At 62.1% G+C, this 23,291-nt stretch carries 26 protein-coding genes; 22 read left to right on the top strand and 4 right to left on the bottom strand.

All coding sequences use genetic code 11. The features are described 5' to 3' along the window. Positions 1-64: 64 nt before the first annotated feature. The 8 genes from ACGKZZ_RS16010 (at position 65) to ACGKZZ_RS15975 (ending at position 6,225) form a co-directional block, all read left to right on the top strand. Positions 65-697, top strand: a complete 633-nt coding sequence (locus ACGKZZ_RS16010; protein WP_411224532.1) for an NADPH-dependent F420 reductase — start codon at positions 65-67, stop codon at positions 695-697. 42 nt (positions 698-739) lie between these two features. Then, on the top strand, positions 740-1,330 hold the full coding sequence (locus tag ACGKZZ_RS16005) for an FMN-dependent NADH-azoreductase (protein WP_411224531.1): 591 nt from the start codon (positions 740-742) through the stop codon (positions 1,328-1,330). 146 nt (positions 1,331-1,476) lie between these two features. Next, positions 1,477-2,412, top strand: coding sequence for a DUF5996 family protein (locus ACGKZZ_RS16000; protein ID WP_411224530.1), 936 nt, complete (start codon positions 1,477-1,479; stop codon positions 2,410-2,412). A 36-nt stretch (positions 2,413-2,448) separates the two neighbouring features. Continuing rightward, positions 2,449-2,754, top strand: coding sequence for a GNAT family N-acetyltransferase (locus ACGKZZ_RS15995; RefSeq protein ID WP_411224529.1), 306 nt, complete (start codon positions 2,449-2,451; stop codon positions 2,752-2,754). A gap of 14 nt (positions 2,755-2,768) precedes the next feature. After that, positions 2,769-3,731 carry a pirin family protein gene (locus tag ACGKZZ_RS15990; protein ID WP_411224549.1) on the top strand — a complete coding sequence of 321 codons (963 nt, stop codon included), beginning with the start codon at positions 2,769-2,771 and terminating at the stop codon, positions 3,729-3,731. A 153-nt stretch (positions 3,732-3,884) separates the two neighbouring features. After that, positions 3,885-4,328: a DoxX family protein gene (locus tag ACGKZZ_RS15985; protein WP_411224528.1), complete on the top strand. Its 444-nt coding sequence runs from the start codon at positions 3,885-3,887 to the stop codon at positions 4,326-4,328. A gap of 60 nt (positions 4,329-4,388) precedes the next feature. After that, positions 4,389-5,252 carry a VOC family protein gene (locus ACGKZZ_RS15980; RefSeq protein ID WP_411224527.1) on the top strand — a complete coding sequence of 288 codons (864 nt, stop codon included), beginning with the start codon at positions 4,389-4,391 and terminating at the stop codon, positions 5,250-5,252. Between the two features lie 10 nt (positions 5,253-5,262). Beyond that, positions 5,263-6,225, top strand: coding sequence for a glutathione S-transferase family protein (locus tag ACGKZZ_RS15975; RefSeq protein WP_411224526.1), 963 nt, complete (start codon positions 5,263-5,265; stop codon positions 6,223-6,225). Positions 6,226-6,271: 46 nt separating this feature from the next. Here ACGKZZ_RS15975 and ACGKZZ_RS15970 read toward each other — a convergent pair whose 3' ends face one another. Beyond that, positions 6,272-6,844: an NADPH-dependent FMN reductase gene (locus ACGKZZ_RS15970; RefSeq protein WP_411224525.1), complete on the bottom strand. Its 573-nt coding sequence runs from the start codon at positions 6,842-6,844 to the stop codon at positions 6,272-6,274. 971 nt (positions 6,845-7,815) lie between these two features. Between ACGKZZ_RS15970 and ACGKZZ_RS15965 the strand changes: the two genes are divergently transcribed. The 11 genes from ACGKZZ_RS15965 (at position 7,816) to phoB (ending at position 17,717) form a co-directional block, all read left to right on the top strand. Further along, positions 7,816-8,862, top strand: a complete 1,047-nt coding sequence (locus ACGKZZ_RS15965) for a PstS family phosphate ABC transporter substrate-binding protein (RefSeq protein ID WP_411224524.1) — start codon at positions 7,816-7,818, stop codon at positions 8,860-8,862. 69 nt (positions 8,863-8,931) lie between these two features. Continuing rightward, a complete protein-coding gene (gene pstC, locus ACGKZZ_RS15960; RefSeq protein WP_411224523.1) occupies positions 8,932-10,308 on the top strand; it encodes a phosphate ABC transporter permease subunit PstC in 1,377 nt (458 codons plus the stop codon). Positions 10,309-10,319: 11 nt separating this feature from the next. Continuing rightward, positions 10,320-11,612 (top strand): phosphate ABC transporter permease PstA, encoded by a 1,293-nt coding sequence (gene pstA, locus ACGKZZ_RS15955; RefSeq protein ID WP_411224522.1) that lies wholly within the window; start codon positions 10,320-10,322, stop codon positions 11,610-11,612. Then, positions 11,606-12,430 carry a phosphate ABC transporter ATP-binding protein PstB gene (gene pstB / locus ACGKZZ_RS15950; protein WP_411224521.1) on the top strand — a complete coding sequence of 275 codons (825 nt, stop codon included), beginning with the start codon at positions 11,606-11,608 and terminating at the stop codon, positions 12,428-12,430. The genes pstA and pstB overlap by 7 nt, the downstream gene beginning before the upstream one ends. A 10-nt stretch (positions 12,431-12,440) precedes the next feature. Further along, complete coding sequence (gene phoU, locus ACGKZZ_RS15945) at positions 12,441-13,166, top strand: phosphate signaling complex protein PhoU (RefSeq protein ID WP_411224520.1); 726 nt, start codon at positions 12,441-12,443, stop codon at positions 13,164-13,166. A 32-nt stretch (positions 13,167-13,198) separates the two neighbouring features. Further along, on the top strand, positions 13,199-13,576 hold the full coding sequence (locus tag ACGKZZ_RS15940) for an ArsR/SmtB family transcription factor (RefSeq protein ID WP_411224519.1): 378 nt from the start codon (positions 13,199-13,201) through the stop codon (positions 13,574-13,576). Beyond that, a complete protein-coding gene (gene arsB, locus ACGKZZ_RS15935) occupies positions 13,573-14,640 on the top strand; it encodes an ACR3 family arsenite efflux transporter (protein ID WP_411224518.1) in 1,068 nt (355 codons plus the stop codon). Before ACGKZZ_RS15940 ends, arsB begins: the two co-directional genes overlap by 4 nt. Next, complete coding sequence (gene arsC, locus ACGKZZ_RS15930; protein WP_411224517.1) at positions 14,637-15,074, top strand: arsenate reductase (glutaredoxin); 438 nt, start codon at positions 14,637-14,639, stop codon at positions 15,072-15,074. The genes arsB and arsC overlap by 4 nt, the downstream gene beginning before the upstream one ends. A gap of 101 nt (positions 15,075-15,175) precedes the next feature. Then, positions 15,176-16,201: an ATP-binding protein gene (locus ACGKZZ_RS15925; RefSeq protein WP_411224548.1), complete on the top strand. Its 1,026-nt coding sequence runs from the start codon at positions 15,176-15,178 to the stop codon at positions 16,199-16,201. Positions 16,202-16,299: 98 nt separating this feature from the next. Then, on the top strand, positions 16,300-17,016 hold the full coding sequence (gene phoU / locus ACGKZZ_RS15920) for a phosphate signaling complex protein PhoU (protein ID WP_411224547.1): 717 nt from the start codon (positions 16,300-16,302) through the stop codon (positions 17,014-17,016). An 8-nt stretch (positions 17,017-17,024) separates the two neighbouring features. Then, on the top strand, positions 17,025-17,717 hold the full coding sequence (gene phoB / locus ACGKZZ_RS15915; protein WP_411224516.1) for a phosphate regulon transcriptional regulator PhoB: 693 nt from the start codon (positions 17,025-17,027) through the stop codon (positions 17,715-17,717). A 698-nt stretch (positions 17,718-18,415) separates the two neighbouring features. On the opposite strand, the gene ACGKZZ_RS15910 is transcribed toward phoB, so the two are convergent. From ACGKZZ_RS15910 to ACGKZZ_RS15900, 3 genes are read right to left on the bottom strand one after another with little or no spacing between them, the layout of a single operon-like run. After that, positions 18,416-19,333 (bottom strand): plasmid partitioning protein RepB C-terminal domain-containing protein, encoded by a 918-nt coding sequence (locus ACGKZZ_RS15910; protein WP_411224515.1) that lies wholly within the window; start codon positions 19,331-19,333, stop codon positions 18,416-18,418. Next, complete coding sequence (locus ACGKZZ_RS15905; protein ID WP_411224514.1) at positions 19,330-20,241, bottom strand: plasmid partitioning protein RepB C-terminal domain-containing protein; 912 nt, start codon at positions 20,239-20,241, stop codon at positions 19,330-19,332. The genes ACGKZZ_RS15910 and ACGKZZ_RS15905 overlap by 4 nt, the downstream gene beginning before the upstream one ends. After that, on the bottom strand, positions 20,241-21,812 hold the full coding sequence (locus ACGKZZ_RS15900; RefSeq protein WP_411224513.1) for a recombinase family protein: 1,572 nt from the start codon (positions 21,810-21,812) through the stop codon (positions 20,241-20,243). The genes ACGKZZ_RS15905 and ACGKZZ_RS15900 overlap by 1 nt, the downstream gene beginning before the upstream one ends. A gap of 249 nt (positions 21,813-22,061) precedes the next feature. On the opposite strand from ACGKZZ_RS15900, the gene ACGKZZ_RS15895 reads away from it, so the two are divergent. The 3 genes from ACGKZZ_RS15895 to ACGKZZ_RS15885 all read left to right on the top strand — a co-directional run bounded on the left by ACGKZZ_RS15895 (position 22,062) and on the right by ACGKZZ_RS15885 (position 23,043). After that, entirely contained in the window at positions 22,062-22,367 is a 306-nt protein-coding gene (locus ACGKZZ_RS15895) for an XRE family transcriptional regulator (protein ID WP_411224546.1), read from the top strand. 99 nt (positions 22,368-22,466) lie between these two features. Continuing rightward, a complete protein-coding gene (locus tag ACGKZZ_RS15890; RefSeq protein WP_411224512.1) occupies positions 22,467-22,721 on the top strand; it encodes a type II toxin-antitoxin system ParD family antitoxin in 255 nt (84 codons plus the stop codon). 4 nt (positions 22,722-22,725) lie between these two features. Then, the gene (locus tag ACGKZZ_RS15885; protein WP_411224511.1) at positions 22,726-23,043 is read left to right on the top strand and encodes a type II toxin-antitoxin system RelE/ParE family toxin; all 318 of its coding nucleotides are present in this window, start codon (positions 22,726-22,728) and stop codon (positions 23,041-23,043) included. The last annotated feature ends 248 nt before the right edge of the window (positions 23,044-23,291 follow it).

Here is a 23,291-nt window from a genome sequence, read left to right as displayed (position 1 = left end):
TGTTCTCTGCATGACGAACGAACTGGCGTTCAGCCGAACGCCGGATGTCAGAAGGAGAACGAACATGAGCATCTCGATCATTGGCGCCGGCAACATGGCGAAGGGTCTCGCGGCCCGCTTCGCGAGCGCCGGCCATCCCGTCACTCTCGCCAGCCGCGACGAAACCAAGGCCGACGCAGCCGCCCGAGAGGTGGGCAACGGCGTATCCTCAGCACCCATCGCCGCGGCCGCGCAATCGGCGGACGTCGTCTTCCTGGCGGTGCCCTTTGATGCTGCGGGCGACATAATCGAGGCGGCCGGCGGTTTCGCAGGCAAGATCGTCGTCGACATCACCAACCCGATGAAGGCGGACTTCTCCGGCCTCAGCATCGGTCACACGACGAGCGCCGCCGAAGAAATCCAGAAGCGCGCGCCTCAGGCAAAAGTCGTGAAGGCGTTCAACACGATCTTCGCGCAGGTCCTCCAGAACGGCGGTCAGGCCGCCGGACGTCCTGCAACGGTCTTCGTCGCCGGAGACGATGAGGCCGCCCGCGCCGCAGTCGCCGAACTGGCGCGGGGCGCCGGCTTCGAGACGCTCGAGACCGGGGCGCTTGCCACCGCCCGCTACCTCGAGCCCGTGGCCGCGCTGAACATCACGCTCGGCTATGGCCTCGGCCACGGCACCGACATCGCGCCGACCTGGCAGCGCGCCGCCTGACCCGTCGAACTGTCACTCCCCTCCATGAGAAAGTCTGAAACCATGACCAATATCCTTCGCGTCGAATCCTCGATCAAGGGCGACGCCGCCGTCTCCCGGCGGCTGACGGACCGCATCGTCGCCCGCCTTGTCGCGGCCAACCCGGACGCCGTCACAGTCACGCGCGACCTCGCGGCCGGCATCCGTCCCGTCGATGGCCAATGGCTCGGTGCGGTCTATACACCAACCGAGGCGCGGACCGAGAGCCAGCAGGCGACGGCGGCCTATGCCGACGCGCTGCTCGACGAGGTGAAGGCGGCGGACGTCCTTGTCATCGCGCTGCCGGTGTACAACTTCGGGCTGCCCGCGCAACTCAAGGCCTGGATCGACCAGCTGGCGCGCAAGGGCGAGACCTTCCGCTACACCGAGGCCGGACCCGAAGGCCTCTTGCCCGGCAAGCGGGCGATTGTCGCCTATACGTCGGACGGTACGAAGCTCGGCTCCGAGATCGACTTCGCCTCGGGCTATCTGCGCCACATACTCGGGTTCTTCGGCATCGCCGATGTCGAGTTCGTAGCCGCAGATGCAATGGCCTTCGGGGCAGAGGAAGCGATCGGGCGGGGCGAAGCGCAGGTGGACGCGCTGGCCGCCTGAGCCGCGACCAACCTCGCGGAGGCTCCGGCAACGGTCGGGGCCTCTCGTCGCAAGGCTATCTTCGGAAGCGCCAAGCCTGTAATGTCGGAGTTGTGGCAGTCTGCGCCGCATGCGCCATCGACCGCTTCATTCACGAAGGGGCGAACATGACTGCTTTTTGGCCCGATATTCCCTACCGACCGTGGCGCGAGACCTGCTCCGCGCTGCACCTCTACACCCAGATCGTCGGCAAGTACCGGCTCGCCCGCTCGCCCTGGGTGAACCATTCCTGGCATGCGACGATCTACGTCAATGCGCGCGGCTTCACGACCTCGCTCGTGCCAGACCGCCCCGGCGGCGTGGAAATCGTGCTCGACCTCCTCGACCAAGCGGTGATCGGCTCCTGCACGGACGGGAGGACGGCGCGCTTCGATCTTGGCCCGATGTCGGTCGCCGCCTTTCACGAGCGTTTCGTCGACCTCCTGCGCAAGATTGGCGCCACGGCCGAGTTCCACGGCATCCCGAACGAAGTTCCCGACCCGATCCCGTTTGTCGAGGACCGGGCCGAGCGGCCCTACGATGCGGACGCCGTGACGCGCTTCTTCCGGGCCTGCGTGTGTGTCGATCGTGTTCTGAACCGCTTTCGCACCTCCTTCCTTGGCAAGGTCAGCCCCGTCCATCTGTTCTGGGGCAGCTTCGATATGGCCGTGACCCGCTTCTCCGGAAGATCGGCACCGCTGCATCCGGGTGGGGTGCCGGGACTGCCCGATGACGTCACCTGCGAGGCCTATAGCCACGAAGTATCCTCGGCCGGATTTTGGCCGGGCGGCGGCGGCGTCGATTTCCCTGCGTTCTATTCTTACGCCTATCCGGCGCCGCCGGGCTTCGCCGATGCGGCAGTGGAGCCGAAGGCGGCCTCTTTCGATACGACGCTCGGCGAGTTCGTGTTGCCCTACGACACGGTGCGCCACTCCTCCGATCCCGATGCCGCCTTGATGGCCTTCCTCGGGAGCACCTATCGGGCCGCCGCCGATCTCGGCGGTTGGGATCGGCGGCGCCTCGACTGCGCGACCGGCATCCCGCGGCGACCTCGACCCTTATAAGCCTACGGAGCCCGCATTCCGACAAGGAGAGACTTCATGACCAGACCCGTTCCGGATGAACTGCAGATCGAGCGCGAGGAAAGCGAGAGCAAGGGGCGCTATCTCGTCCATCTCGCCGGCGCGACCGCCGAGATGACTTATTTGCGGGCTGGCGAGACGATGATCATCATCGACCACACCGAGGTTCCCGATGCGATGCGCGGCCGCTCGGTGGGGCAGGCGCTCGTCCGCCGTGCCGTCGAGGACGCCCGGGCCGAAGGCCGGTCCATCGTACCGCTCTGTCCGTTCGCGAAGGCGCAGTTTTCGCGCCACCCAGACTGGCAGGGCGTGCTGAAACGCTGAACAGGAGACAAATGATGAGCTGGAGCCCTTGCCCCGATCCCACCCTCGGCGTGCCGACCACGGTCGATGCCATCGAGATGCTGATTATCCCCCGCGCGGTCGACCTCGGCGAGATGGAGGTGCGCCGCGCGCTGCCGTCGACCAAGCGGCAGATGGTGGGTCCCTTCATCTTCTTCGACCAGATGGGGCCGGCCGAGTTCCTGACCGACCAGGGCATCGACGTGCGCCCGCATCCGCACATCAACCTGGCGACCGTCACCTATCTCTTCGAGGGCCAGATCCGGCACCGCGACAGCCTTGGCACGGATCTCGCCATCGAACCTGGGGCGGTGAACTGGATGAAGGCGGGGCGCGGCATCGTTCATTCGGAACGAACAAACGACGAGCGCCGGCGCACCGGACAGCGCCTCTTCGGCATCCAGACCTGGGTGGCGCTGCCAGAGGCGCAGGAGGAAAGCGACCCGGGATTTGTCCATCACGGTGCAGAGGCCCTGCCGGTGATCGAAGAGAGAGGCATGACGGCGCGGCTTATCGCCGGGCAGGCCTTCGGAGCTCGGTCGCCGCTCGCGACAGCATCAGAGACGCTTTACGCCGATGTCCAGCTCGCTCCCGGCGCCAGCTTCGTCGCCGAACCCTCGGCCGCCGAGCGCGCGCTTTACACCATCTCGGGCGAGATCGAGGTGGTGGGACAAAGCTTCGCGCCAGCCCAACTTCTGGTGCTGCGGCCGGGGGACCAGATCATCGTCCGCGCTGTGACGGCCGCCCGAGTCATGCTGTTCGGCGGCGAACCGATGGAGGGCCCGCGCTGGATCTGGTGGAATTTTGTCTCGTCACGCAAGGAGCGGATCGAGCAGGCACAAGAGGAATGGCGCCGCGGCCGGTTCGACACTGTGCCCGGTGACGAGGTGGACTTCATCCCGTTGCCGGAGACCAACACCAAGCCGCGCCGGGCGCTCGGCGGCGTGTTCTACCCCTAGGGCCGGCGGCCCAGGCCATTTCGGCGCCCCGATGCGTTTCTTCCATTCCGGCAGCAATCATCTTCCCTTTGGCCGGATTATCATTCATCTCAAACAAGGTCATCTTCTCCCCACAGACAACGCGCCAAGGCGCCCCCTTCGAGGAGAATCAAAATGACCTACGCCACCGCTTCCACATCCGCCCGCCCGTCGCTGATCGACGGCGTCGCCAACGCCGATCTCGCCGCGACGATCCTGCGCGTCTCGATGGGCGTGCTGTTTCTCGCCCATGCCGGGCTGAAGCTCTTCATCTTCACCCCGGCCGGTACGGTCGGTTATTTCGCAAGTCTCGGGCTGCCCGGGCCGCTCGCTTATCTCGTCATCGCGGCCGAGCTGTTCGGCGGCATCGCCCTGATCCTCGGCGTCTACAGCCGCTGGGTCTCCCTGGCGCTCGTGCCGATCCTGCTCGGTTCGATCTACGTGCCGCACGGTGCGGCCGGCTTCTTCTTCTCGAACGAAGGTGGCGGCTGGGAGTTCCCGGCATTCTGGGCGGTGACGCTGGTCGTCCAGGCCCTGCTTGGCGACGGCGCCTTCGCGCTGAAGCGCAGCCGCGCCTGAGCTTCCTTGCGGGCTGCGGGGAACCTCCCGCGGCCGCACCCTTTCCCGAGGAGATCCGCCATGACCACCTCCACCGAATACTTCGACATGACTACTGCGCCGCTGCGCATCGGGGCGGTCCGGCTCAAGGTGCGTGACCTCGATGCGGTCTCCACCTTCTACCGGACGATGCTCGGACTCCGCCCGATCGAGAGCCACGGCCATCGCATCACGCTCGGCACCGGCGGCACGCCGCTTCTGGAGCTGGTGGGCGATCCGGATCTGGCCCCGCTCGATCCGCGACAGGCCGGGCTCTTTCACACTGCTTTCCTGATGCCGACCCGATCCGACCTAGCCCGCTGGTTCGCCCACGTCGCTGCGGCGCGCGTGCCGCTTCAGGGCGCGTCGGATCACATCGTCAGCGAGGCGCTCTATCTCGCCGATCCCGAGGGCAACGGCATCGAGGTCTACGCCGACTGGCCCGTCGACCGCTGGCATGACGCGAAAGGCGAGATCCGGATGAGCACCGATCCGCTCGACCTGCAGGACCTTTTGCAGAGCGCCGAGGGAACCGCATGGTCGGGCTTTCCCGAGGAGGGCAGCGTCGGCCACGTCCACCTGCAGGTAGGTGACACCGTAGAAGCCGACCGCTTCTACCGCGACATCCTCGGCCTCGACATCGCCGCGCGCTATCCGGGCGCCAGCTTCTACGGCAGCGGCGGTTACCACCACCAGCTCGCCGGCAACGTCTGGAACAGCCGCCACGCCGGAAAACGTCCGAAGCGGATGGCAGGTCTCGATGGCGTCGAGGTCATTGTCCGCGATGCCGCCGACCTCGCGGCCATCGCTGCCCGCGCCGACAGCGCCGGCATCAAAAGCACCACGAACACCGGCGACCTGACCCTGCACGACCCCTGGGGCACCGCCATCACATTGAAGAATTGAGGAGACGACCATGCTGATGAACGGAAAATGGGTGGCCGACTGGCAGCCCGTCCAGGCCAAGGACGAAAAGGGCGGTTTCGTCCGCCAGTCCTCGAGCTTCCGCAACTGGGTGACGCCCGACGGCAGCGCCGGGCCCACCGGCGAAGGCGGCTTCAAGGCCGAGCCCGGTCGCTACCATCTTTATGTCGCGCTGATCTGCCCTTGGGCGTCGCGCACGCTGATCGGGCGCAAGCTGAAGGGGCTCGAGGACGCGATCTCGGTTTCCATCGTCGAGCCTGAACTCTCCGATCAGGGCTGGCGCTTCGGAGATGCGGCCGGAGCCGACCTCGATACGGTGAATGGCGCGAGCTTCCTGCACGAGATCTACACCCGGGCCGATCCCGCCATCTCGGGGCGGGCGACGGTGCCTGTGCTGTGGGACAAGACCCGCGGCACCATCGTCAACAACGAGTCGGCTGACATCCTGCGGATGCTGAATTCCGGCTTCGGCGATCTGGCGGACAACACATTCGACTTGTATCCGGCCGACCTCCGCGAGGAGATCGACGCGCTCAACACCCGCATCTACCCGGCGCTCAACAACGGCGTCTACCGCGCGGGCTTCGCCACCACGCAAGGAGCCTACGAGGAAGCGTTTCACGATGTCTTCGCCATGCTCGACGACCTCGAGGGGCGCCTCGGCGACGGCCGCGACTTCCTGTTGGGGGACCGGTTCACTGAGGCCGACGTTCGGCTGTTCGTGACGCTGGTGCGCTTCGACGTCGCCTATCACGGCCTCTTCAAGTGCAACCTGCGCCGGATCGCCGATTATCCGGCGCTGAGCGCCTACCAGACGCGGATCCTCGCGCTGCCCGACGTGCGCGAGACCGTCAGCATCGATCACATCAAACGCGGCTACTACTCGATCAAGGCGCTGAACCCGACCGGCATCGTTCCGGTAGGACCCGTACTGCCGCTCGCGCTTGCAGCCTGACCATCATGGATCGTGAGACCGCCGCAGCGCCCGAATTGCGCTGCGGTCAGCTCGAGCGGGGATAGACGGTCAGGACGCGCCGGATGAAGTCGCGGAACTCGTGCATGTAGCTGCGCAGGAACTCCTCCGTTCCTTCGACACTCACTTCACCCTCGTCCGAAATAAGGTCTGGCTTGAACTGGATGTAGGCTTCCACCGCGTTCATCATCGGCGAGTTGCAGAAGCCGAGGATGCTCTTGAGGTGCTGCTGTCCGACGGCGGTTCCGATGGCTCCGGGCGAGGTGCCGATGATCGCGGAGGGCTTGCGGGTGAAGGAGTTCTGCCCCCACGGGCGACTTGCCCAGTCGATCGCGTTCTTCAGTCCGCCCGGGATCGAGCGATTGTATTCCGGGGTGACAAACAGCACCGCGTCCACGTCTGCGATGGCCGCCTTGAAGTCCATTGCGACCGGCGGATAGGCGGCGTCATAGTCGTAGCTGTAGAGCGGCAGGTCGCCGAAGCGGATTTCCTGCATCTGCAGTTCCGGCGGCGCCAGCCGAACAAGCGCTTGCGAGAGCTTCCTGTTGATCGAACCCTTTGCAAGGCTGCCAACAAAATATCCGACCTTGAAATCTGCCATCTTATCCTCCCTGATCATTGGAAACAAAGACCTGCCCGGGCCGGATGACGTCTTGGCGCCCGGTTCCTTGGCCATCATAGCATGGTCGGCCAGCATCACCTGTCAGAATCGCGGACGACCGAGGCGACGCCTGAGCGCCAACAGGGTACCGTGGCCGACTGCCGAGTGAAAGAGGGTGCCGACCGACCATTCAGTGTGCACGGGACCACATTCGACCGAGCCCGTCGAATGAGCGCGCTGCCGAGCGTGGCGAACTCCCCGCGCATATGTCATTTAGAAATTAATGACTTAGGGTGGGGAAGGTTGGGACTCAGGCCCGCGCCTCCGCCGAGGTCAAGGTGCTGCAGGAAAGGGGCGGTGATCGTGCGGATGCTCAGCGACTACGCGGTTATGCGCGAACAGGCACGGGCGTGCAGGTGAAGACGGACCGGGCATGACTGTGCAGGAAGCGCCAGACGCCTCAACCGCAGGGCCACGCTCGGCCCGGTTCACGAGTTTCACGGTTTCAAAGAGCGGCAAGGCGTCCCTGCGCGGACATGATGGTATGCGACCTCGGCTACTGTCGTGCACGGAAACGGGCACATTTGTGCATCCTATGTCAGGGCCGCTTTTGGCGCCTCAACCTGACGGTGGCGGGCCGTTCTGGTCAGAGCGAACCGCGCCAAGAAACTGCCAAAACTTCATTAGCCTTGTCATAGGTTTTTGTCACACCTGACGGTCTGATTTCCATTAGAGCGGGCGAGGGCGGCAAAAAAGCCGAAAAACTCAACATTGTATTGTGTCTGGGGTCAGCAGACCGTGCGGATCCCTGTGATAGCGGATGTCTTAAGCAAACTGCAGATGCGTTGCGCGATCGGTCTGCCAATCGATTTGTCATGAAACCGTAACATAACTCTTACACCAGCATCACAAAACCCGCGTATCCGACCACCATGGTCGTGACGGCGACCGTTGCAAACTTGGGAGTTACTATGTCTTACCTGAAACTGACCGCGTCTGTCTGCGTGGTTGCCGCAATCTCCACAACTGCTGCTTTCGCGCAAAGCCGCGATGCGATCCGTATCGTCGGGTCTTCGACCGTGTTTCCCTACACGCAAGCGGTCGCCGAACAGTTCGCCAACAACACCGGCGCCCCGTCGCCCGTCGTGGAATCCACCGGCACCGGCGGTGGCATGCAGATCTTCTGCGGCGGCATCGGCGAATCGCATGCTGACATCACCGGTGCTTCACGCGCCATGAAGGCATCGGAGTTCGAGCTGTGCCAGCAGAACGGAGTCACCGACATCACCGAAGCGCTGATCGGCTTCGATGGCCTGTCGCTCGCGATCTCGCGCGAGAACGATTTCGACTGGAATCTGACTCTCGGTGAGGTTTACCTCGCCCTCGGTGCCCAGGTTCCGGTCAACGGTGAATGGGTCGACAACCCCTATACCAAATGGTCGGAAATCAACCCCGACCTGCCCGAAACCGAGATCCTGGCCTATGGCCCGCCGCCCACATCCGGCACCCGCGACGCCTTTGTCGAGTTGGCGATGCACGCGGGCTGCGAAGAGCTGGACTATGTAGCCAACGGCGGCTTCGACGGTGACTGGGTTGAAGAGAACTGTTCGCGCATGCGCACCGACGGCCCCTTTGTCGAGGCGGGCGAGAATGACAACCTGATCGTCCAGCGCATCGAGGCCGACCCGAACGCCATGGGAATCTTCGGCTATTCCTTCCTTTACGAGAACATGGACAAGCTGAAGGGCGTGCAGATCGAAGGCGTCGAACCGTCGATCGAGACCATCGCCGACAAATCCTATCCCGTGTCGCGCCCGCTCTATTTCTACATCAAGAACGCGCATCGCGGCGTGATCCCCAACCTTGATGCCTTCATTGAGGAATACATGTCCGACGACGCGCTGGCCTCTGGTGGCTACCTGTCCGAGCGGGGCCTTGTGCCGCTGGCCGAGGACCGGATGCAGACCTTGCAGGACAACGTTCTGAACGGCCAGTCGATGGAAGCCCCGGCAGGCTGAACGCCTGTCTGATCCCGCCCGGGCCGGCCCTGTCTGGCCCGGGCATTCTACCATGAGCGGGTGTATCCGATGACGACCTTGGCCTTCGCTATTCTTCTTGTCGCCAGCCTTGCGGCCTACGCCTTGAACCGGCGCGCCGCGACCGGCATCCGCAATGGCGGCGCAAGGCTGCATTCGGTCTCGAATTATCACGGCCTCTTTGCGCTGCTGCTGATGCTGGTGCCCGTTCTGGTCGTGATCCTGGCTTGGCTGGTGCTGCAAGGGTCCGTCGTCAACGCGGTGGTGATGGGCGCGCTGCCGGACGGCACACTGACCGAGCTGGAAAAGGGCCAGGTCGATCTCATCCTCGCCGAGATCCAGTCCATCGCGGGGGGGCGCATCTTTGGCCAGCCCGTTCCATGGAAACTGGCGGCTGCCGAGCGTCTGACCGAGCTGCGCCAGCTGGCCGCGCTTGGCCTTGTGCTGGTGACCGCGCTTCTTTGCCTCGCCATCATGATCTTTGCCCGCAAGAAGGTCTCGGCCGAGTTCCGCGCGCGCCAGGGGGTCGAGCGGATCGTCTCGGGCCTGATGATCTTCTGCTCGGTCGTCGCCATCTTTACCACCGTCGGCATCGTGGCCTCGCTGGCCTTCGAGACCTACAAGTTTCTGCGGTTGGTGCCGCTGAGCGAGTTCCTCTTTGGCCTCAACTGGGAGCCTCAGATACCGATCCGCGCCGACCAGATCGCCGCTGCCGGTGCCTTTGGCTGGATCCCGGTGATCGTCGGCACGATCGTCATCACCATCGTCGCCATCGTCATTGCCGTGCCGATCGGCCTGCTGTCGGCCATCTACCTTTTCGAATTCGCGCCTAAGCGCGTCCGCGCGGTGGCCAAGCCGCTGCTGGAGATCCTCGCCGGGGTGCCGACGGTCGTCTACGGCTTCTTCGCCATCCTCGTCGTGGCCCCCGCGATCCGCAGCTTTGGCGCGTCACTGGGCATTCCGGTCGCACCCAATACCGCACTGGCGGCGGGCGGGGTGATGGGCATCATGCTGGTGCCGTTCATCTCGTCCTTCGCCGATGACGCGCTGTCGGCAGTGCCACGGGCGATGCGCGATGGCGCGCTGGCCCTTGGCGCCACACGCGCCGAGACAGTGCTGAACGTTCTCTTTCCGGCGGCGATCCCCGGTATCGTGGGCGGTGTCCTGCTGGCTGTCAGCCGCGCTATCGGCGAGACGATGATCGTTGTGATGGCTGCGGGTCTGATGGCCAATCTCACGCTCAACCCGCTGGAGAGTGTTACCACGGTCACCGTGCAGATCGTCACGCTGCTGATCGGAGATACCTCGTTCGACAACCCCAAGACGCTGGCCGCCTTCGCCCTGGGGATGATGCTGTTCCTCGTCACCCTTGTCATCAATATCTTCGCACTCCGCATCGTTCGGAAGTACCGCGAAGCCTACGATTGAGGCTTGATCCCATGACCGATATTCCCTCCGGCTCCGTGGCACGGACCACAATGGACAAGGTGCGCGGCAGCCTCTCGCGGCGGCACCGCAAGCAGTTCATCCTGCAGGCCATGGGCATCACGGCGATCAGCCTGGCGTTCCTGATGCTGTTCATCCTGCTCGCCTCGCTGATCTCGACCGGCCACAAGGCATTCACCCAGACCGAGATCACGCTTGAGGTGTTCATCGACCCCGAGGAAATCAGCGCCGAGCGCCTTCCGCGCGGCAATTTCGACGATGTGCTGGCGGCGGCTCTGGCAGCAGACCTGCCATCGGTTGACCCGAATGACCGCGCTGCGATGCGCGTGGTGGGCAGCATCCTGTCCAACGGCGCCCAGTTTCAGCTGCGTGACCGCGTGGTGGCGGACCTGTCGCTGATCGGGCAGACCATTGCCCTGAGCGTGCCTGTGTCGGACCCCTATGACCAGCTTCACAAGGGCCTTTTGGACCGCGAGACCCCTGAGAGCCTGCGCCGTCTCGATGACACGCAGATCGCCTTTTATGACCGTCTGATCGAGATTGGCGCGATCACCTCCAGCCTCAATACCGGCCTTCTGACCAATGCCGACAGCCGCTTTCCCGAGCTGGCGGGCCTCAAGGGCGCGATCATGGGCTCGTTCTGGGCGCTCCTGACCTGTTTTCTGATCTCGTTCCCGCTGGGCATCGGCGCGGCCATCTACCTCGAGGAATTCGCGCCCAAGAACAAGCTGAGCGATTTCATCGAGGTCAATATCAACAATCTGGCTGCCGTGCCCTCGGTCGTCTTCGGCCTTCTGGCGCTGGCGGTCTTCATAGGCTGGTTCGGGATGTCGCGCTCTGCACCGCTCGTCGGTGGTATGACACTGGCCCTGATGACGATGCCGACGATCATCATTGCGACGCGCGCCGCACTCAAGGCCGTACCACCCTCGATCCGCGAGGCCGCCCTGGGTGTGGGCGCATCCAGGCAACAGGTGGTCTTTGGCCATGTCGTGCCCCTGGCCATGCCCGGTATCCTGACGGGAACGATCATCGGTCTGGCGCAAGCCCTGGGCGAAACCGCGCCGCTGCTGCTGATCGGGATGAATGCCTTTATCACCTCGGCACCCGCGACGCCGTTTGACAGCGCCACCGCCCTGCCGACGCAGATCTTCATCTGGGCCGACAGCCCCGAGCGCGGCTTTGTCAGCCGGACATCTGCCGCCATCCTCGTGCTGCTGACCTTCCTCATCACGATGAACGCCATCGCAATCTACCTGCGCAGCAAGTTTGAACGCAAATGGTAAACCCCCCGAAAGGAGAGGCCGTGGACGACCTCAGAGCTATCAACTGCGATGTTGATACCAACGCTACCAAGATCAGCGCGCGCGGCGTGCAGGTCCATTACGGCGATACCCACGCGATCAAGGATGTCGACGTCGATATCAAGGAACGTTCGGTCACGGCCTTCATCGGCCCGTCGGGCTGCGGCAAATCCACTTTCCTGCGCTGCATCAACCGGATGAACGACACGATCGACATCTGCCGGGTCGCGGGCGATATCCGCATCGACGGCGACGACATTTATGACCGCAGTATCGACCCGGTGCAGTTGCGCGTCCGCGTCGGCATGGTGTTTCAAAAGCCGAACCCGTTTCCCAAGTCGATCTATGACAATGTCGCCTATGGCCCCAAAATCCACGGCCTGGCCAGATCCAGAGTCGAGATGGACGAGATCGTCGAGCGGTCCCTGCGCCGCGGCGCGATCTGGGATGAGGTCAAGGACCGCCTGCACGCCCCCGGCACCGGGCTTTCGGGCGGCCAGCAACAGCGTCTGTGCATCGCGCGCGCCGTGGCCACCGACCCCGAGGTGTTGCTGATGGACGAGCCATGCTCGGCGCTCGACCCCATCGCGACCGCGCAGATCGAGGAGCTGATCGACACCCTGCGCGAGAAATACACCGTGGTCATCGTTACCCACTCGATGCAGCAGGCCGCGCGGGTCAGCCAGAAGACCGCATTTTTCCACCTCGGCAACCTCGTTGAATACGGCGATACCGACGAGATATTCACCAACCCCAAGGACCGCCGCACCGAAAGCTACATCTCTGGCCGGATTGGATAGGAGACCTGTCATGAACACGAAACACATTTCCAGCGCCTTTGACCGCGACCTTGAAGGCGCACAGGCCATGCTCATGAAAATGGCCGACTTGATCAACGAGGCCATGATGCGGGCTGCCGAGGCCCTCGAGGCCAGTAATCTCGAAATGGCCGAAGCCGTGCGGCGGAATGACAAGGCCATCGACGAGCTGGAAGAGAGAATCAAAATCGATTGCGCCCGCATTCTCGGAACGCGGTCTCCGAACGCAGGCGACCTGCGTACGGTTTTGACGGTCATGACCATCGCCTCGAATCTGGAACGGTGCGGCGATTATGCAAAGAACATCGCCAAACGCACGTCCGTGCTGGCCCATGCGCACTCGGTCAAAGATGTTTCCCCGGCTCTGCGTCGTATGCAGAAGGCGGTCGTAGACATGATGGCCGACGCGCTCAATGCCTATATGCGACGCGATCTCGAAATTGCCCAAGAGGTCCGAGCGCGGGATTTTGAGATCGATGAGATGTACAACACCCTTTTTCGTTCACTCCTGACGCACATGATGGAGGAACCCCACAGTATCTCCGCCTGTATGCATCTGCATTTCATCGCCAAGAACATCGAGCGGATGGGGGATCACACCACGTCGATCGCCGAACAGGTGATTTATCTGGTGACGGGAGAACTGCCTGATGACGATCGGCCAAAAGGCGATCTGACATCGCTTTCCAGTCCCGACGCATTTGACGGGACCGCTTGACGAATATCACTCATTTCCATAATTCCAGATATATGGATAAGAATCACGCACTCGACGCCTTTGCCGCTCTCAGCCAGTCAACCCGGCTCGACGTGTTCCGGCTGCTGATCAAGGCAGGGCAGCAAGGGATGTTGGCCGGTGATATCAGTAGCGCACTGGAGGTGCGCCAGAACACGATGTCGGCCAATCTCGGGGTCCTGGCCCGGTCCGGTCTGATCCGGAGCAGGCGGGAAGGGCGCAGCATCCGCTATTTCGCCGACATGGACGGGATGCGCGGCCTTCTGAGCTTCTTGATGGAGGCGTGCTGCGGCGGGCGTCCCGAACTGTGTCAGCCCGTTCTCGACGAAATCATCTGCTGCCAGGGGCCGCTCGGCCCACCTGAACGCCAACCACACGAAAGATCGACATGACTGATACATCGCTTCCCGCTGCGGCGGGTCTGGGTACATTCGAACGGTGGCTGTCCGTCTGGGTGGCGCTGGCCATCGGCGCGGGGCTGCTGCTGGGCAATCTGGTGCCGGGCCTGTTTTCGTTTCTGGCCTCGCTGGAGATGGCCTCGGTCAACCTGCCCGTGGCGATGCTGATCTGGGCGATGGTTTATCCAATGATGGTCGGCGTGGATTTCGGCGCGCTGCGGCAAGTGGGCGACAAACCGAAGGGCCTGGTGGTCACGCTGGTGGTGAACTGGCTTATCAAGCCCTTCACCATGGCCGCGCTCGGCGTGCTGTTCTTTGAGAATGTTTTTGCGGGGCTGATCCCGCCCGACGATGCGCAGGCCTACCTTGCTGGCGTTATCCTGCTGGGCGCGGCCCCCTGCACAGCAATGGTCTTTGTCTGGTCGAACCTCACCCGCGGCGACGCGACCTATACGCTGGTTCAGGTCAGTGTGAACGACGTGATCATGGTCTTTGCTTTCGCGCCCATCGTGGCTTTCCTGCTGGGCGTGACCGACATCGTCGTTCCCTGGGACACGTTGCTTTTGTCGGTTGGGCTATATGTCATGCTGCCGCTGCTGGCTGGGTATGTGACGCGCCGCAACCTTATCGGCAATGGCGGAGCGGCGGCCGTGGATGCGTTCAAGGCCCGCGTACAGCCGTTCTCGATCTTTGGCTTGCTGGTCACGGTGATGCTGCTCTTCGGGTTTCAGGGCGAAGTTATTCTTGACCGCCCGCTCGTTATCGCGCTTATCGCGGTACCCCTGTTGATCCAATCCTATGGCATTTTCTTCGTGGCCTACGGTGCGGCGCGGGCCTGGCGCATCCCGTTCAACGTGGCCGCGCCCTGCGCCATGATCGGCACGTCAAACTTCTTCGAGCTGGCGGTGGCTGTCGCCATCAGCCTGTTCGGCCTTGGATCGGGTGCGGCTCTTGCCACAGTTGTCGGCGTCCTCGTGGAGGTGCCGGTCATGCTGTCGCTCGTGGCCTTCGCCAACCGGACACAGCACTGGTTTCCGGCCGAAGGGGGCAAGTCATGAGCATCGTCATCCATCACAACCCTGACTGCGGTACGTCGCGCAACGTGCTTGCGATCATCGAAGCGTCTGGCGAGACGCCGATTGTGATTGAATACCTCGAAACCGGATGGACCCGCCCGCAGCTTCTGGCACTGTTCGCCGCTGCCGACCTGACGCCCCGCACCGCCCTGCGCACGACGAAATCACCTGCAAAGGAACTGGGCCTGCTCGACCCCGCAGTGAGCGACGAAACGCTGCTCGCTGCGATGCTCGATCATCCCATTCTGGTCAACCGTCCCATCGTTTGCTCTCCGAAAGGGGTGCGGCTTTGCCGTCCGAGTGAAGCCGTGCTGGATCTACTCGAAAAATTGCCGCCCGGCCCGTTAGAGAAAGAGGACGGAAAGCTGGTGATCGGCGCCAACGGAAACCGGGTTGGCAAAAACTGCTATCCTTGAAGGTCGACACCCCAATTATGCGCGACTCACAACTCCCGGCAATCTTTGGCACAAAGTTTCAGCGCGCCCATGGCATGAATGCGTCGGCGAAAGGATTTGGAATGGATCGGCAATGGCTTGACGATATTCTGGGCGGCGTACCACTGCCAATGGTGATGATTGGAGCAGATAATCTGATTTTCGCGGCCAACCTGGCGGCCGAGGCCATTCTGGAAACAAGCCAGATCGGTCGCCACCACGCCATCGCCCTGCGCCAACCCGCCTTGCTGGCCGCGATTGAAGTTGCGCTGCGCGACAGGGTGGCCGGGCAGGCACGCTATGTGATTCATGGTCCGTCGCATGAGGTAACCTATCTCGTTACGGTGACTCCCGTTTCCGGCGCCGACAGAAGCGGCGCTCTATGCGCCTTCCAGGATATCACCGAACAGGAACTCATCGGCCAGCTGCGCCGGGATTTTGTCGCCAATGTCAGCCACGAGCTACGCACCCCCCTGACGGCGCTGGCTGGGTTCATCGAAACGCTGAAAGGAGCGGCCCGAGACGATCCTGACGCCCGTGACCGTTTCCTGACCATTATGGAGCGCGAGACAAGACGCATGAGCCGACTTGTGCAAGACCTTCTTTCTCTTTCCAAGGTGGAGGCAGAGGAACGCCGCCGTCCCACCACCCACGTGGACGTTGTGGCGGTGATCCAATCCGCCGTAGCCGCCCTGCGCCCTGTCGCCGATGCGGCCGGCGTGGCGCTGGAAATCACCGGGGCAGACATGGCACCGCACGTTCCGGCCGATGCGGATCAGCTGTTGCAGGTGTTCCAGAACCTGATTGAGAACGCGATAAAATACGGTGCCTCCGGGAGGCTGATCACGGTCAGGATCCATCCGCCAACCAGCGACCCCCTGTTGAGAATTGACGTGATCGACCGGGGGGACGGCATCGAAGAGCAGCACTTGCAGCGCCTGACTGAGCGGTTCTACCGCGTCGACACCCACCGCTCCCGCGAAAAGGGCGGCACCGGCCTGGGGCTTGCCATCGTCAAGCATATCGTCAACCGTCATCGCGGACAGCTCACCATCAGCAGCGAACGGGGCAAGGGGGCGTGCTTTAAGGTTCTTCTACCGATAACCTGATCAGCCTTCATAAAACTGTTACAAAACTGTCGCAAAAGCGTGGCGGGCCGAGTCCAGAGTGGCCACATGATCAGCCGAATCCGCCGACAGAGGAAATGATGAAACCCGAATCCCACATCACGTTTAACCTGGACCGCGACCTGGAATTCGTGCAGGCCATGATCACGCGCATGGGCGGGCTTGTTGAAGCGGCCATTCTGGACGCGGCCCGCGCGCTGGAAACCCGCGACGACGAACTTGCCGACGCGGTGCGCAAGGGCGATCGGGCCATTGATGCCCTCGAAGAACAGATCAATGCCGCGTCCGCCCGCCTGATTGCGCTGCACGCGCCTGCCGCTGCCGATCTGCGCACCGTGCTGACCGCGATCAAAATCGCGGCGGCGCTAGAGCGTTGCGGCGATTATGCCAAAAACCTTGCCAAACGCTCGACTGCTCTGGCCAATATGCCAGCCGTCGAAAACTCCGCCGGATTGATCAGGCGCATGGCCAAGGCAGTACAGCTACAACTGAAGAACGTGCTCGACGCCTATGTCAAGGATGACGCCGACCTGGCCGAACAGGTGCGACAGCAAGACCACGATATTGATCAGATGTACAACTCCCTGTTCCGCGAATTCCTGACACATATGACCGAGGATCCGCGCAACATCTCGACTTGCCTGCACCTGCATTTCATCGCCAAGAACATCGAACGGATGGGCGACCATGCGACCGGGATTGCCGAGCAGGTGATCTATCTCACCACCGGTTCCTTGCCGGATGACGATCGCCCCAAGGCAGACAACACGTCGATTGCATCAGGCACAGCAGAATAGGAGGCCGCATGGCGACCATAGAACACCCGCTGATCCTGCTGGTTGAGGATGAGCCGGCGCAGCGCGAAGTGCTGTCCTACAACCTCACCGCCGAAAGCTACCGCGTCAATCTGGCGCAAGACGGCGAAGAGGCGATAATGATGGTTCGCGAGGAACCCCCGGACCTGATCGTGCTCGATTGGATGATGCCGAACCTTTCGGGGATCGAGGTGTGCCGCCGCCTGAAATCGCGGGCCGAGACGCGCGCGATACCGGTCATCATGCTGTCGGCCCGCTCCGAAGAGGTGGATCGGGTGCGCGGCCTTGAAACCGGAGCAGATGACTATGTAATCAAACCCTACTCCATCGTCGAGCTGATGGCCCGCATCCGCGCCAACCTGCGGCGTGTGCGCCCTTCAACCGTTGGCATGGTCCTGGAGTTTCAGGATATCCGGCTTGACGGCGAAACCTATCGTGTCACCCGCGCGGGCAAGTCGTTGCAACTCGGCCCGACCGAGTTTCGCCTGCTCGCCACCTTCATGGAAAGACCAGGGCGGGTTTTTAGCCGCGAACAGTTGCTCGACCGTGTCTGGGGCCGCGATATCTATGTCGAAACCCGCACCGTCGATGTCCATATTGGCCGCTTGCGCAAGGCCTTGTGTCGGCACGGCGGTGACGATCTTCTACGCACCGTTCGGGGCGCGGGCTATGCCTTGGGCTGATGGAAAAATTGCCCACTGTCAGCTCACAACCCAAACCCGTCGCTAAGCCCGCGACGCCTGTCGCGGGTCTTCTCTGGTTCTTGCTCTCGCTGTTCCTTGATCTCGTTGGCGCATGCATTCACAGGCCCCGTGATCGGCGGTGTCAGAGCAACCCGGCTTTAGGCTGGCACGGCGGTCAAATACCGTCCTCGGATGCCAAAACGCTCCCTGTTTCGGTACTCCAGGACGCGACCGGAATCATCCGCCTGACGGCGATTTTGTATGTGCAGTTTCCGATGTCGCTCAGGGTTTTCGCGGACCTGCTGCAAGAACGGGGCGTCGCCTATGAATCGGTCCTTTTCTTCTTACGATATCAGATCACCAGCATCTGTTTCCAATCGCGGGGCGCATTTCAACGAAGAAGTTACGCAAGAAATACGAATAGGGACATGGCTTGCAGTTCCTTTTCCTTGATCAACAGAGTCGTAACGAACGGGAAGTGAAGCAGGCGTGCCGATCCACACCAACCTTCGGCACGCCTGCAAATATCGCAACCACATGCGCGGTCGCGCAGTCGGCGAAATCTCGGCCGACCTGGTGGGCTCCGAACGGGTTCGCCGCCATCCCCACCGCCACGCTCGATCCGGCCCACTGTCCGGCGTCTCCCGCGGTCCCCGCGCTTGTCGGGTCCGGGTCCCCATCAGCTCTGGCCCCTTTAGCTATTCCGCTTCGGGCGGTGGGGTAGAGGCCATCTCGGCGATGGCCTGAAATTCTGTCAGAAACTCCGGCCGATGCTGCATCAGATACCGGACGATCCTGGCGTTCCCGAGCAGCTTTGCCAGATACCCCTTGATCACGGTCAGCTGCAGGTGGTCCTGGCCGTAGGAGTCTTGGATCGAAGTGATCCCTTCCTGCAGCCGGGCCAGCTCGCGCTCCATGCGGGCCATGGCCTCAGGGGTGATGCCCCTCATCTTCTTGGGTTTCTTCGTGTCCACCAGCTGCGCCTGGGGCGTTCCCGCCAGAATTGCAGAGATGTATGCCGGAGAATAATTGTTCGCGTTCATCATCAGCTCTGCCGCCTCGATCTGGCGCATGGCTTTCATCTTGCGCAGGATTTCGAACACGGCGGTCGCACAGTGTTTGTCTTTCAGGATGCTAACGGCCTCTTCGCAGATTCCGTCGAGGAGCTTGGCTTTACGCACAATGCTGCGCGGATTGAGGTCGAGAGCCAGAGCGATCTTTTCCTCGGAGACACCGCGCTCAATGGCCTTGCGGATCATCTTGTGCTCCTGGATGGGCGCAAGGCGGCTGATCCGCTTGTTGTAAGTGAATGCCTCGTCGTCAGTGGAGATCAGACATTCGACCCGTTCGATGCCGAGATCCTTCAGCACCTCGATCCGGATATGCCCGTCAAGCAGCATAAAGGTGCCTTCCTCTCCCGTGGATCGCGTGACGACCGGCGGTTCGACCAGGCCAACCTCTTTGATCGACGCGGTGATCTGGCGGTACTTGCGGCTGGATTTGACGGATGCGCTGAGGGCGCGCACGGGCAGGATGGCCTCTACCGGCACGGTGACGCAATCACTCTCAAAACCGAGCGCAACCGCGTCCGGGGTTTTGCGCTTGCCCCGGCTCATTCGGCCGCTCCTGCGTCCAGCGATTGACCGAGATATGTGGGTAGGGTGTCCAGCCCCTCCGCGCGCAGGAGCGTTAAGAAGTGGTCATCATCGCGCAGCGAGCGAAATGCCTCCACGACAAACATCAGGCGGCCCTGCGTCAGTTCGGCCTTCTTGATCAGCACCTTCTGTCGCTCCGCTTCCTGCTGATAGGCCCGCACAAGCGCGTCGCTGGTCAGGGGCCGCTTGGCGCCGTCGCTTCTGCCATATCGGTTTCGATGAAGGTGCGGACCCTGTGCGTCGCGCTGCTGGATGAGACGGCGCACGGCAGCCAGTTTCTTGCCGCGCAGCTTCTTCTGGGTGTAGGCGTCCATGAGAGCGCGCTGTCCGCCCTCGGCATCTGTCTTTGAAATGTCGATGGCGAGGTTCAGCGGCAGAAGGCCGGTTTCCACGGCCGAGACCAGCCGTTCTTCGCCACGTTCCAGAAGCCCCGCGATCATGCCGACATAGTCTGGCGTGACGCCGATCTTGTTGGCGATCTGGCGGTCGTTGTAGCCGCGTTTGCGCAGGTTCCCGATCTCACGCATCAGGTCGATCGGGCTGTGCTGGCGGCGGGCGCAGTTCTCCACAAGGCTCATGACCAGGCAATCGCTCTCGTCTGCGTCGATGATGATGGCCGGGATGGCATCCTGCTGAAGTTCCATGAACGCCTCGAGCCGACCCTGGCCACAGACGAGGTCATATTCAACAGGGTCGGTTCCGGCGCGCTGCGCCACGGTGATTGGTCGCTTCAAGCCAATCTTGGCAATGTTCTCAACCATTTCCTCAAAAGTGCGCCGGTTGCGCACACGGGGGTTGAGGATGCGAATTCGGTCGGTGGGGATGAGAGTGACCTGTTTATGGGTGATGTCTTGGGCGTCGTCGGGCATCAGGCGGCCTCCGTGATCCGGGCCCGGCCAGCGAGCGCATAAAAATAGTCGAGCGTGTCAAAGCGGTAGGCGTCCAGCGACAGCCCGTTCTGCTCGGCCAACCTCAACTTGGCCATGGTCATGTCGATGCTCGGCAGCAGGTAGTAATCCCGCGGGACTTCGTTCAATTCGTCCATTCGCACGGCAATCGTGATGTCGGGCACCAGGCCAGTATCGAGACGGATGCGCCATCGCAGGGAACCGCCCTGCGTCTCGAAACATCGTGCCAACACCACCGACGCCGTGAACTCGTCATTGATGCGGATCAGGTCGGTGTCCGGATCCTGCGCCGCCTGTCCTCCACGTTCCGCGACCCCGTCGAGGATCTGGGCTACGATGCCGGGGTGGGCCTGCCGCAAGGCCCGGTTGATCTCGACGTAGCGATAGTCGCGCTCTGGCTCATAACCGATCATCTGGTAAGCGCGCAGCAAGCTGCCGAAGCGGCTCCGGAAGGCGCTGGAGGATGGCAGGTTGTCCTGTTCATCGATGATCAGGCCGGACAAGACGCCTTTCTGCTTCAGTACGCTGCGCAAGGCTTCGAGCAATTCTGCGTCCGTGAAATGCTGGCTGCGGGCGTCGACGATTTCGCGTGCGCGCAGAAACAGCGGCTCAACTACGATGGCGGGGTAGGCGCCCTCCGCCCGGATCCACATCTCGCGAGGGTTTACCACCCGGCGCTGCTTCAGCTTGAAGGACACCTTGTTGTAAACGTTGTTGCCGATGTATTTTTCGTTGGTCAGGACCTGGTGCACCGATGCACGGGACCACGGCCGCTCAAGATCCGTCAGATGCCCCTCGGCATTCAGGGTTTCTGCAATCTCACGCTCCGAGCGACCATCCTCGACAAACATCCGATACATGCGACGCACGACATCCTGTTCCTGGTCAGGGCCCGGAACGAGAACGACACGGTCGGTCTGAAAACTCTTCTGTTGGCCGCGGGACAAGGCACCCTTCGGGTTGCCGTGTTCGTCGATCAGTACCCGGCGCAACCCATATCCAGCCTCACCGCCTTGGCGGTAGCCAAGTTCTACCAGGCGGCATTGACCGGCAAAGACCTTCACTGAAAGTTCGCGGCTGTATTCGCCCGCCATCACCCGCTTGACGGTTTTCAGAAGGTTGGAGCCGATGCTGCCGTCGTTTTCGAACTGCTCGCCGCAATAGTGGACCCGGATCCCGGCACGAGAGCAGACATGCTCGTGGTAGGCCCCTTCATCAGCATCCTGAAACCGGCCCCAGCGGCTGACGTCATAGACCAGAATGGCCTTGAAATCCGCTTGGCCGGTTCTGACCTCTGCCATCAGGTTCTGCAGCGCCTCGCGACCGTCCAGCCGCAACCCGGACCGACCGGAGTCCTCGAACACGCGCAGGATCTGCAGGCCCCGGGCGGTGGCGTAATCCCGAATGATGTCGAGTTGGTTCTCAGTCGAGTACTTCTGGTGATCGGTCGACATCCGCACATAGGCGACCGCCGGAATATCCTGTCCGGCCTCGTCGCCTTTGCCCTCGCTGTTGTATCGACCGTTATTCAAATCGGGCTTTCCTTTTCAGCCTTGTTTGGTTTCTATTTTTCCATCTGACACAAGCGCGTCTGGAAAGTCGTTTCTGAAACGGGCAAGGTCTTTCCGTTTGCCCGGCAGTCAGTTCTCAAACTCCAATTCATTACTGCGCTCCTAAAATCAGGTGTGTCCGTCAAGCGCGGTCCAATGACCCGCAACGGACAAAATCGACTCCCGCCGTTTTCATGGTTCTTCAATTGTTTAACGAAGAAGGACGTGAAAATGCGCGTGAAGATGGGCACAGTTGTGCCGAAAATGGGCACATTTGTGCACCTGGTCGACGAACCAACCGATTATCGAACCGCCATAGCGATGGCTCTGCACGAAGAGTTGGACGACACACACAGGGCAATCAAAATGGCCATGCGTTGGACGGGTGCCAGCGAACGCACCGTGAAGTACTGGTTCTCGGGCGAGCGGGGGCCGAGCGGCGACCATCTGATCGCCCTCGCGCGGCATTCGGATGCTGTGCTCTATGTTGTTCTTGCACTTGCGGGCCGCCACATTGTCGAGGAGGCAGACGAGTGAGGGGCGAAGGATGATCGGCAGGACCAGGGTGCAGCTCACTCTTGTGTTGTGTGCGTTTTTGGTTATATTGAATACAGGCGAGATGAGAGGTGCCGTGCCATGTCCCGAACGACCACGATGACTGTCCGCCTTGGTGGAGCACTGAGTGACTTTGTGTCGGCCAATGTAGGCGATGACGGGTCCTATGAGAACGTCAGCGAGTACATCCGTGACCTGATCCGACGTGACAAGGAGAGGTCGGAGCAGGAAGCCTTCAACCGGCTGAAGGGCGAGCTTACCCATGCCTTCGCGGCCCCGGAGGAGTCGTATCAGACGCTGACGGCAGCCGAGGTGATTGCACGGAACCGGGCCTGACTCCTTGGCCTCCATTAGAATCCAAGAAGGGGCGTCGCATCGCCTCGATGACATCTACCGCTACACCCGTGACAGGTGGGGGGATGATCAGGCAGAGAAGTATATCACCGGTCTGTTCGCGGCCTTCGACAGGATCTCTGCCCACCGCGTCGCCTCAAAGCCCATCCCGGCCGAATTCGGCGTTGAGGGGTTTTTCTTTCGCTACGAACGCCATTTCGTCTACTGGCGTCATCTCTCGAATGGCGACATCGGGATTGTGACGATCCTGCACGAGCGCATGCATCAGATCGACCGGTTTGGGGAAGATTTCGGGCTCGCATGATCGGATGTCTTTTCAAGGCGCATCAAATTCGCGCAGGGTGGTATCGTCGATGTTTGCACGGTCTAGCGGTGACCGTAGATACCAACTTGCTGGAGGTGAGGAGGATGCCGCTCTCACCAGACGGCATCACCACGTGAGACGTTTGCAGTGCTGGAAGCGCTCATGGGGTGCATTGCGCGAAAAATATTAATTTAAAATCAATAGCTTGATGTGGAGAAGGTTCGACGCTGGTCGCGTTCCCTCCGCCA

It is taken from the genome of Marivita sp. S2033 (assembly GCF_046592965.1).
In the GTDB taxonomy this organism is placed as follows: Bacteria; Pseudomonadota; Alphaproteobacteria; order Rhodobacterales; family Rhodobacteraceae; genus Marivita.
The sequence above is the reverse complement of the archived record's forward strand: the minus strand, read 5'-3'. Positions and strand labels throughout refer to the sequence as shown.

Bases quoted from the DNA above. Each gene is read 5' to 3' on its own strand.
- ACGKZZ_RS15890 (WP_411224512.1), top strand. From the start codon at position 22,467: ATGTCCCGAACGACCACGATGACTGTCCGCCTTGGTGGAGCACTGAGT.
- ACGKZZ_RS15985 (WP_411224528.1), top strand. From the start codon at position 3,885: ATGACCTACGCCACCGCTTCCACATCCGCCCGCCCGTCGCTGATCGAC.
- ACGKZZ_RS15910 (WP_411224515.1), bottom strand. From the start codon at position 19,333: ATGAGCCGGGGCAAGCGCAAAACCCCGGACGCGGTTGCGCTCGGTTTT.
- ACGKZZ_RS15995 (WP_411224529.1), top strand. From the start codon at position 2,449: ATGACCAGACCCGTTCCGGATGAACTGCAGATCGAGCGCGAGGAAAGC.
- ACGKZZ_RS15940 (WP_411224519.1), top strand. From the start codon at position 13,199: ATGGATAAGAATCACGCACTCGACGCCTTTGCCGCTCTCAGCCAGTCA.
- phoU (WP_411224547.1), top strand. From the start codon at position 16,300: ATGAAACCCGAATCCCACATCACGTTTAACCTGGACCGCGACCTGGAA.
- ACGKZZ_RS15925 (WP_411224548.1), top strand. From the start codon at position 15,176: ATGGATCGGCAATGGCTTGACGATATTCTGGGCGGCGTACCACTGCCA.
- pstA (WP_411224522.1), top strand. From the start codon at position 10,320: ATGACCGATATTCCCTCCGGCTCCGTGGCACGGACCACAATGGACAAG.
- ACGKZZ_RS15975 (WP_411224526.1), top strand. From the start codon at position 5,263: ATGCTGATGAACGGAAAATGGGTGGCCGACTGGCAGCCCGTCCAGGCC.
- phoB (WP_411224516.1), top strand. From the start codon at position 17,025: ATGGCGACCATAGAACACCCGCTGATCCTGCTGGTTGAGGATGAGCCG.
- ACGKZZ_RS16010 (WP_411224532.1), top strand. From the start codon at position 65: ATGAGCATCTCGATCATTGGCGCCGGCAACATGGCGAAGGGTCTCGCG.
- ACGKZZ_RS15965 (WP_411224524.1), top strand. From the start codon at position 7,816: ATGTCTTACCTGAAACTGACCGCGTCTGTCTGCGTGGTTGCCGCAATC.
- ACGKZZ_RS15895 (WP_411224546.1), top strand. From the start codon at position 22,062: ATGCGCGTGAAGATGGGCACAGTTGTGCCGAAAATGGGCACATTTGTG.
- ACGKZZ_RS15970 (WP_411224525.1), bottom strand. From the start codon at position 6,844: ATGGCAGATTTCAAGGTCGGATATTTTGTTGGCAGCCTTGCAAAGGGT.
- arsB (WP_411224518.1), top strand. From the start codon at position 13,573: ATGACTGATACATCGCTTCCCGCTGCGGCGGGTCTGGGTACATTCGAA.
- pstC (WP_411224523.1), top strand. From the start codon at position 8,932: ATGACGACCTTGGCCTTCGCTATTCTTCTTGTCGCCAGCCTTGCGGCC.
- ACGKZZ_RS15990 (WP_411224549.1), top strand. From the start codon at position 2,769: ATGAGCTGGAGCCCTTGCCCCGATCCCACCCTCGGCGTGCCGACCACG.
- ACGKZZ_RS15980 (WP_411224527.1), top strand. From the start codon at position 4,389: ATGACCACCTCCACCGAATACTTCGACATGACTACTGCGCCGCTGCGC.
- ACGKZZ_RS16005 (WP_411224531.1), top strand. From the start codon at position 740: ATGACCAATATCCTTCGCGTCGAATCCTCGATCAAGGGCGACGCCGCC.
- ACGKZZ_RS15905 (WP_411224514.1), bottom strand. From the start codon at position 20,241: ATGCCCGACGACGCCCAAGACATCACCCATAAACAGGTCACTCTCATC.
- ACGKZZ_RS16000 (WP_411224530.1), top strand. From the start codon at position 1,477: ATGACTGCTTTTTGGCCCGATATTCCCTACCGACCGTGGCGCGAGACC.
- arsC (WP_411224517.1), top strand. From the start codon at position 14,637: ATGAGCATCGTCATCCATCACAACCCTGACTGCGGTACGTCGCGCAAC.
- phoU (WP_411224520.1), top strand. From the start codon at position 12,441: ATGAACACGAAACACATTTCCAGCGCCTTTGACCGCGACCTTGAAGGC.
- pstB (WP_411224521.1), top strand. From the start codon at position 11,606: ATGGTAAACCCCCCGAAAGGAGAGGCCGTGGACGACCTCAGAGCTATC.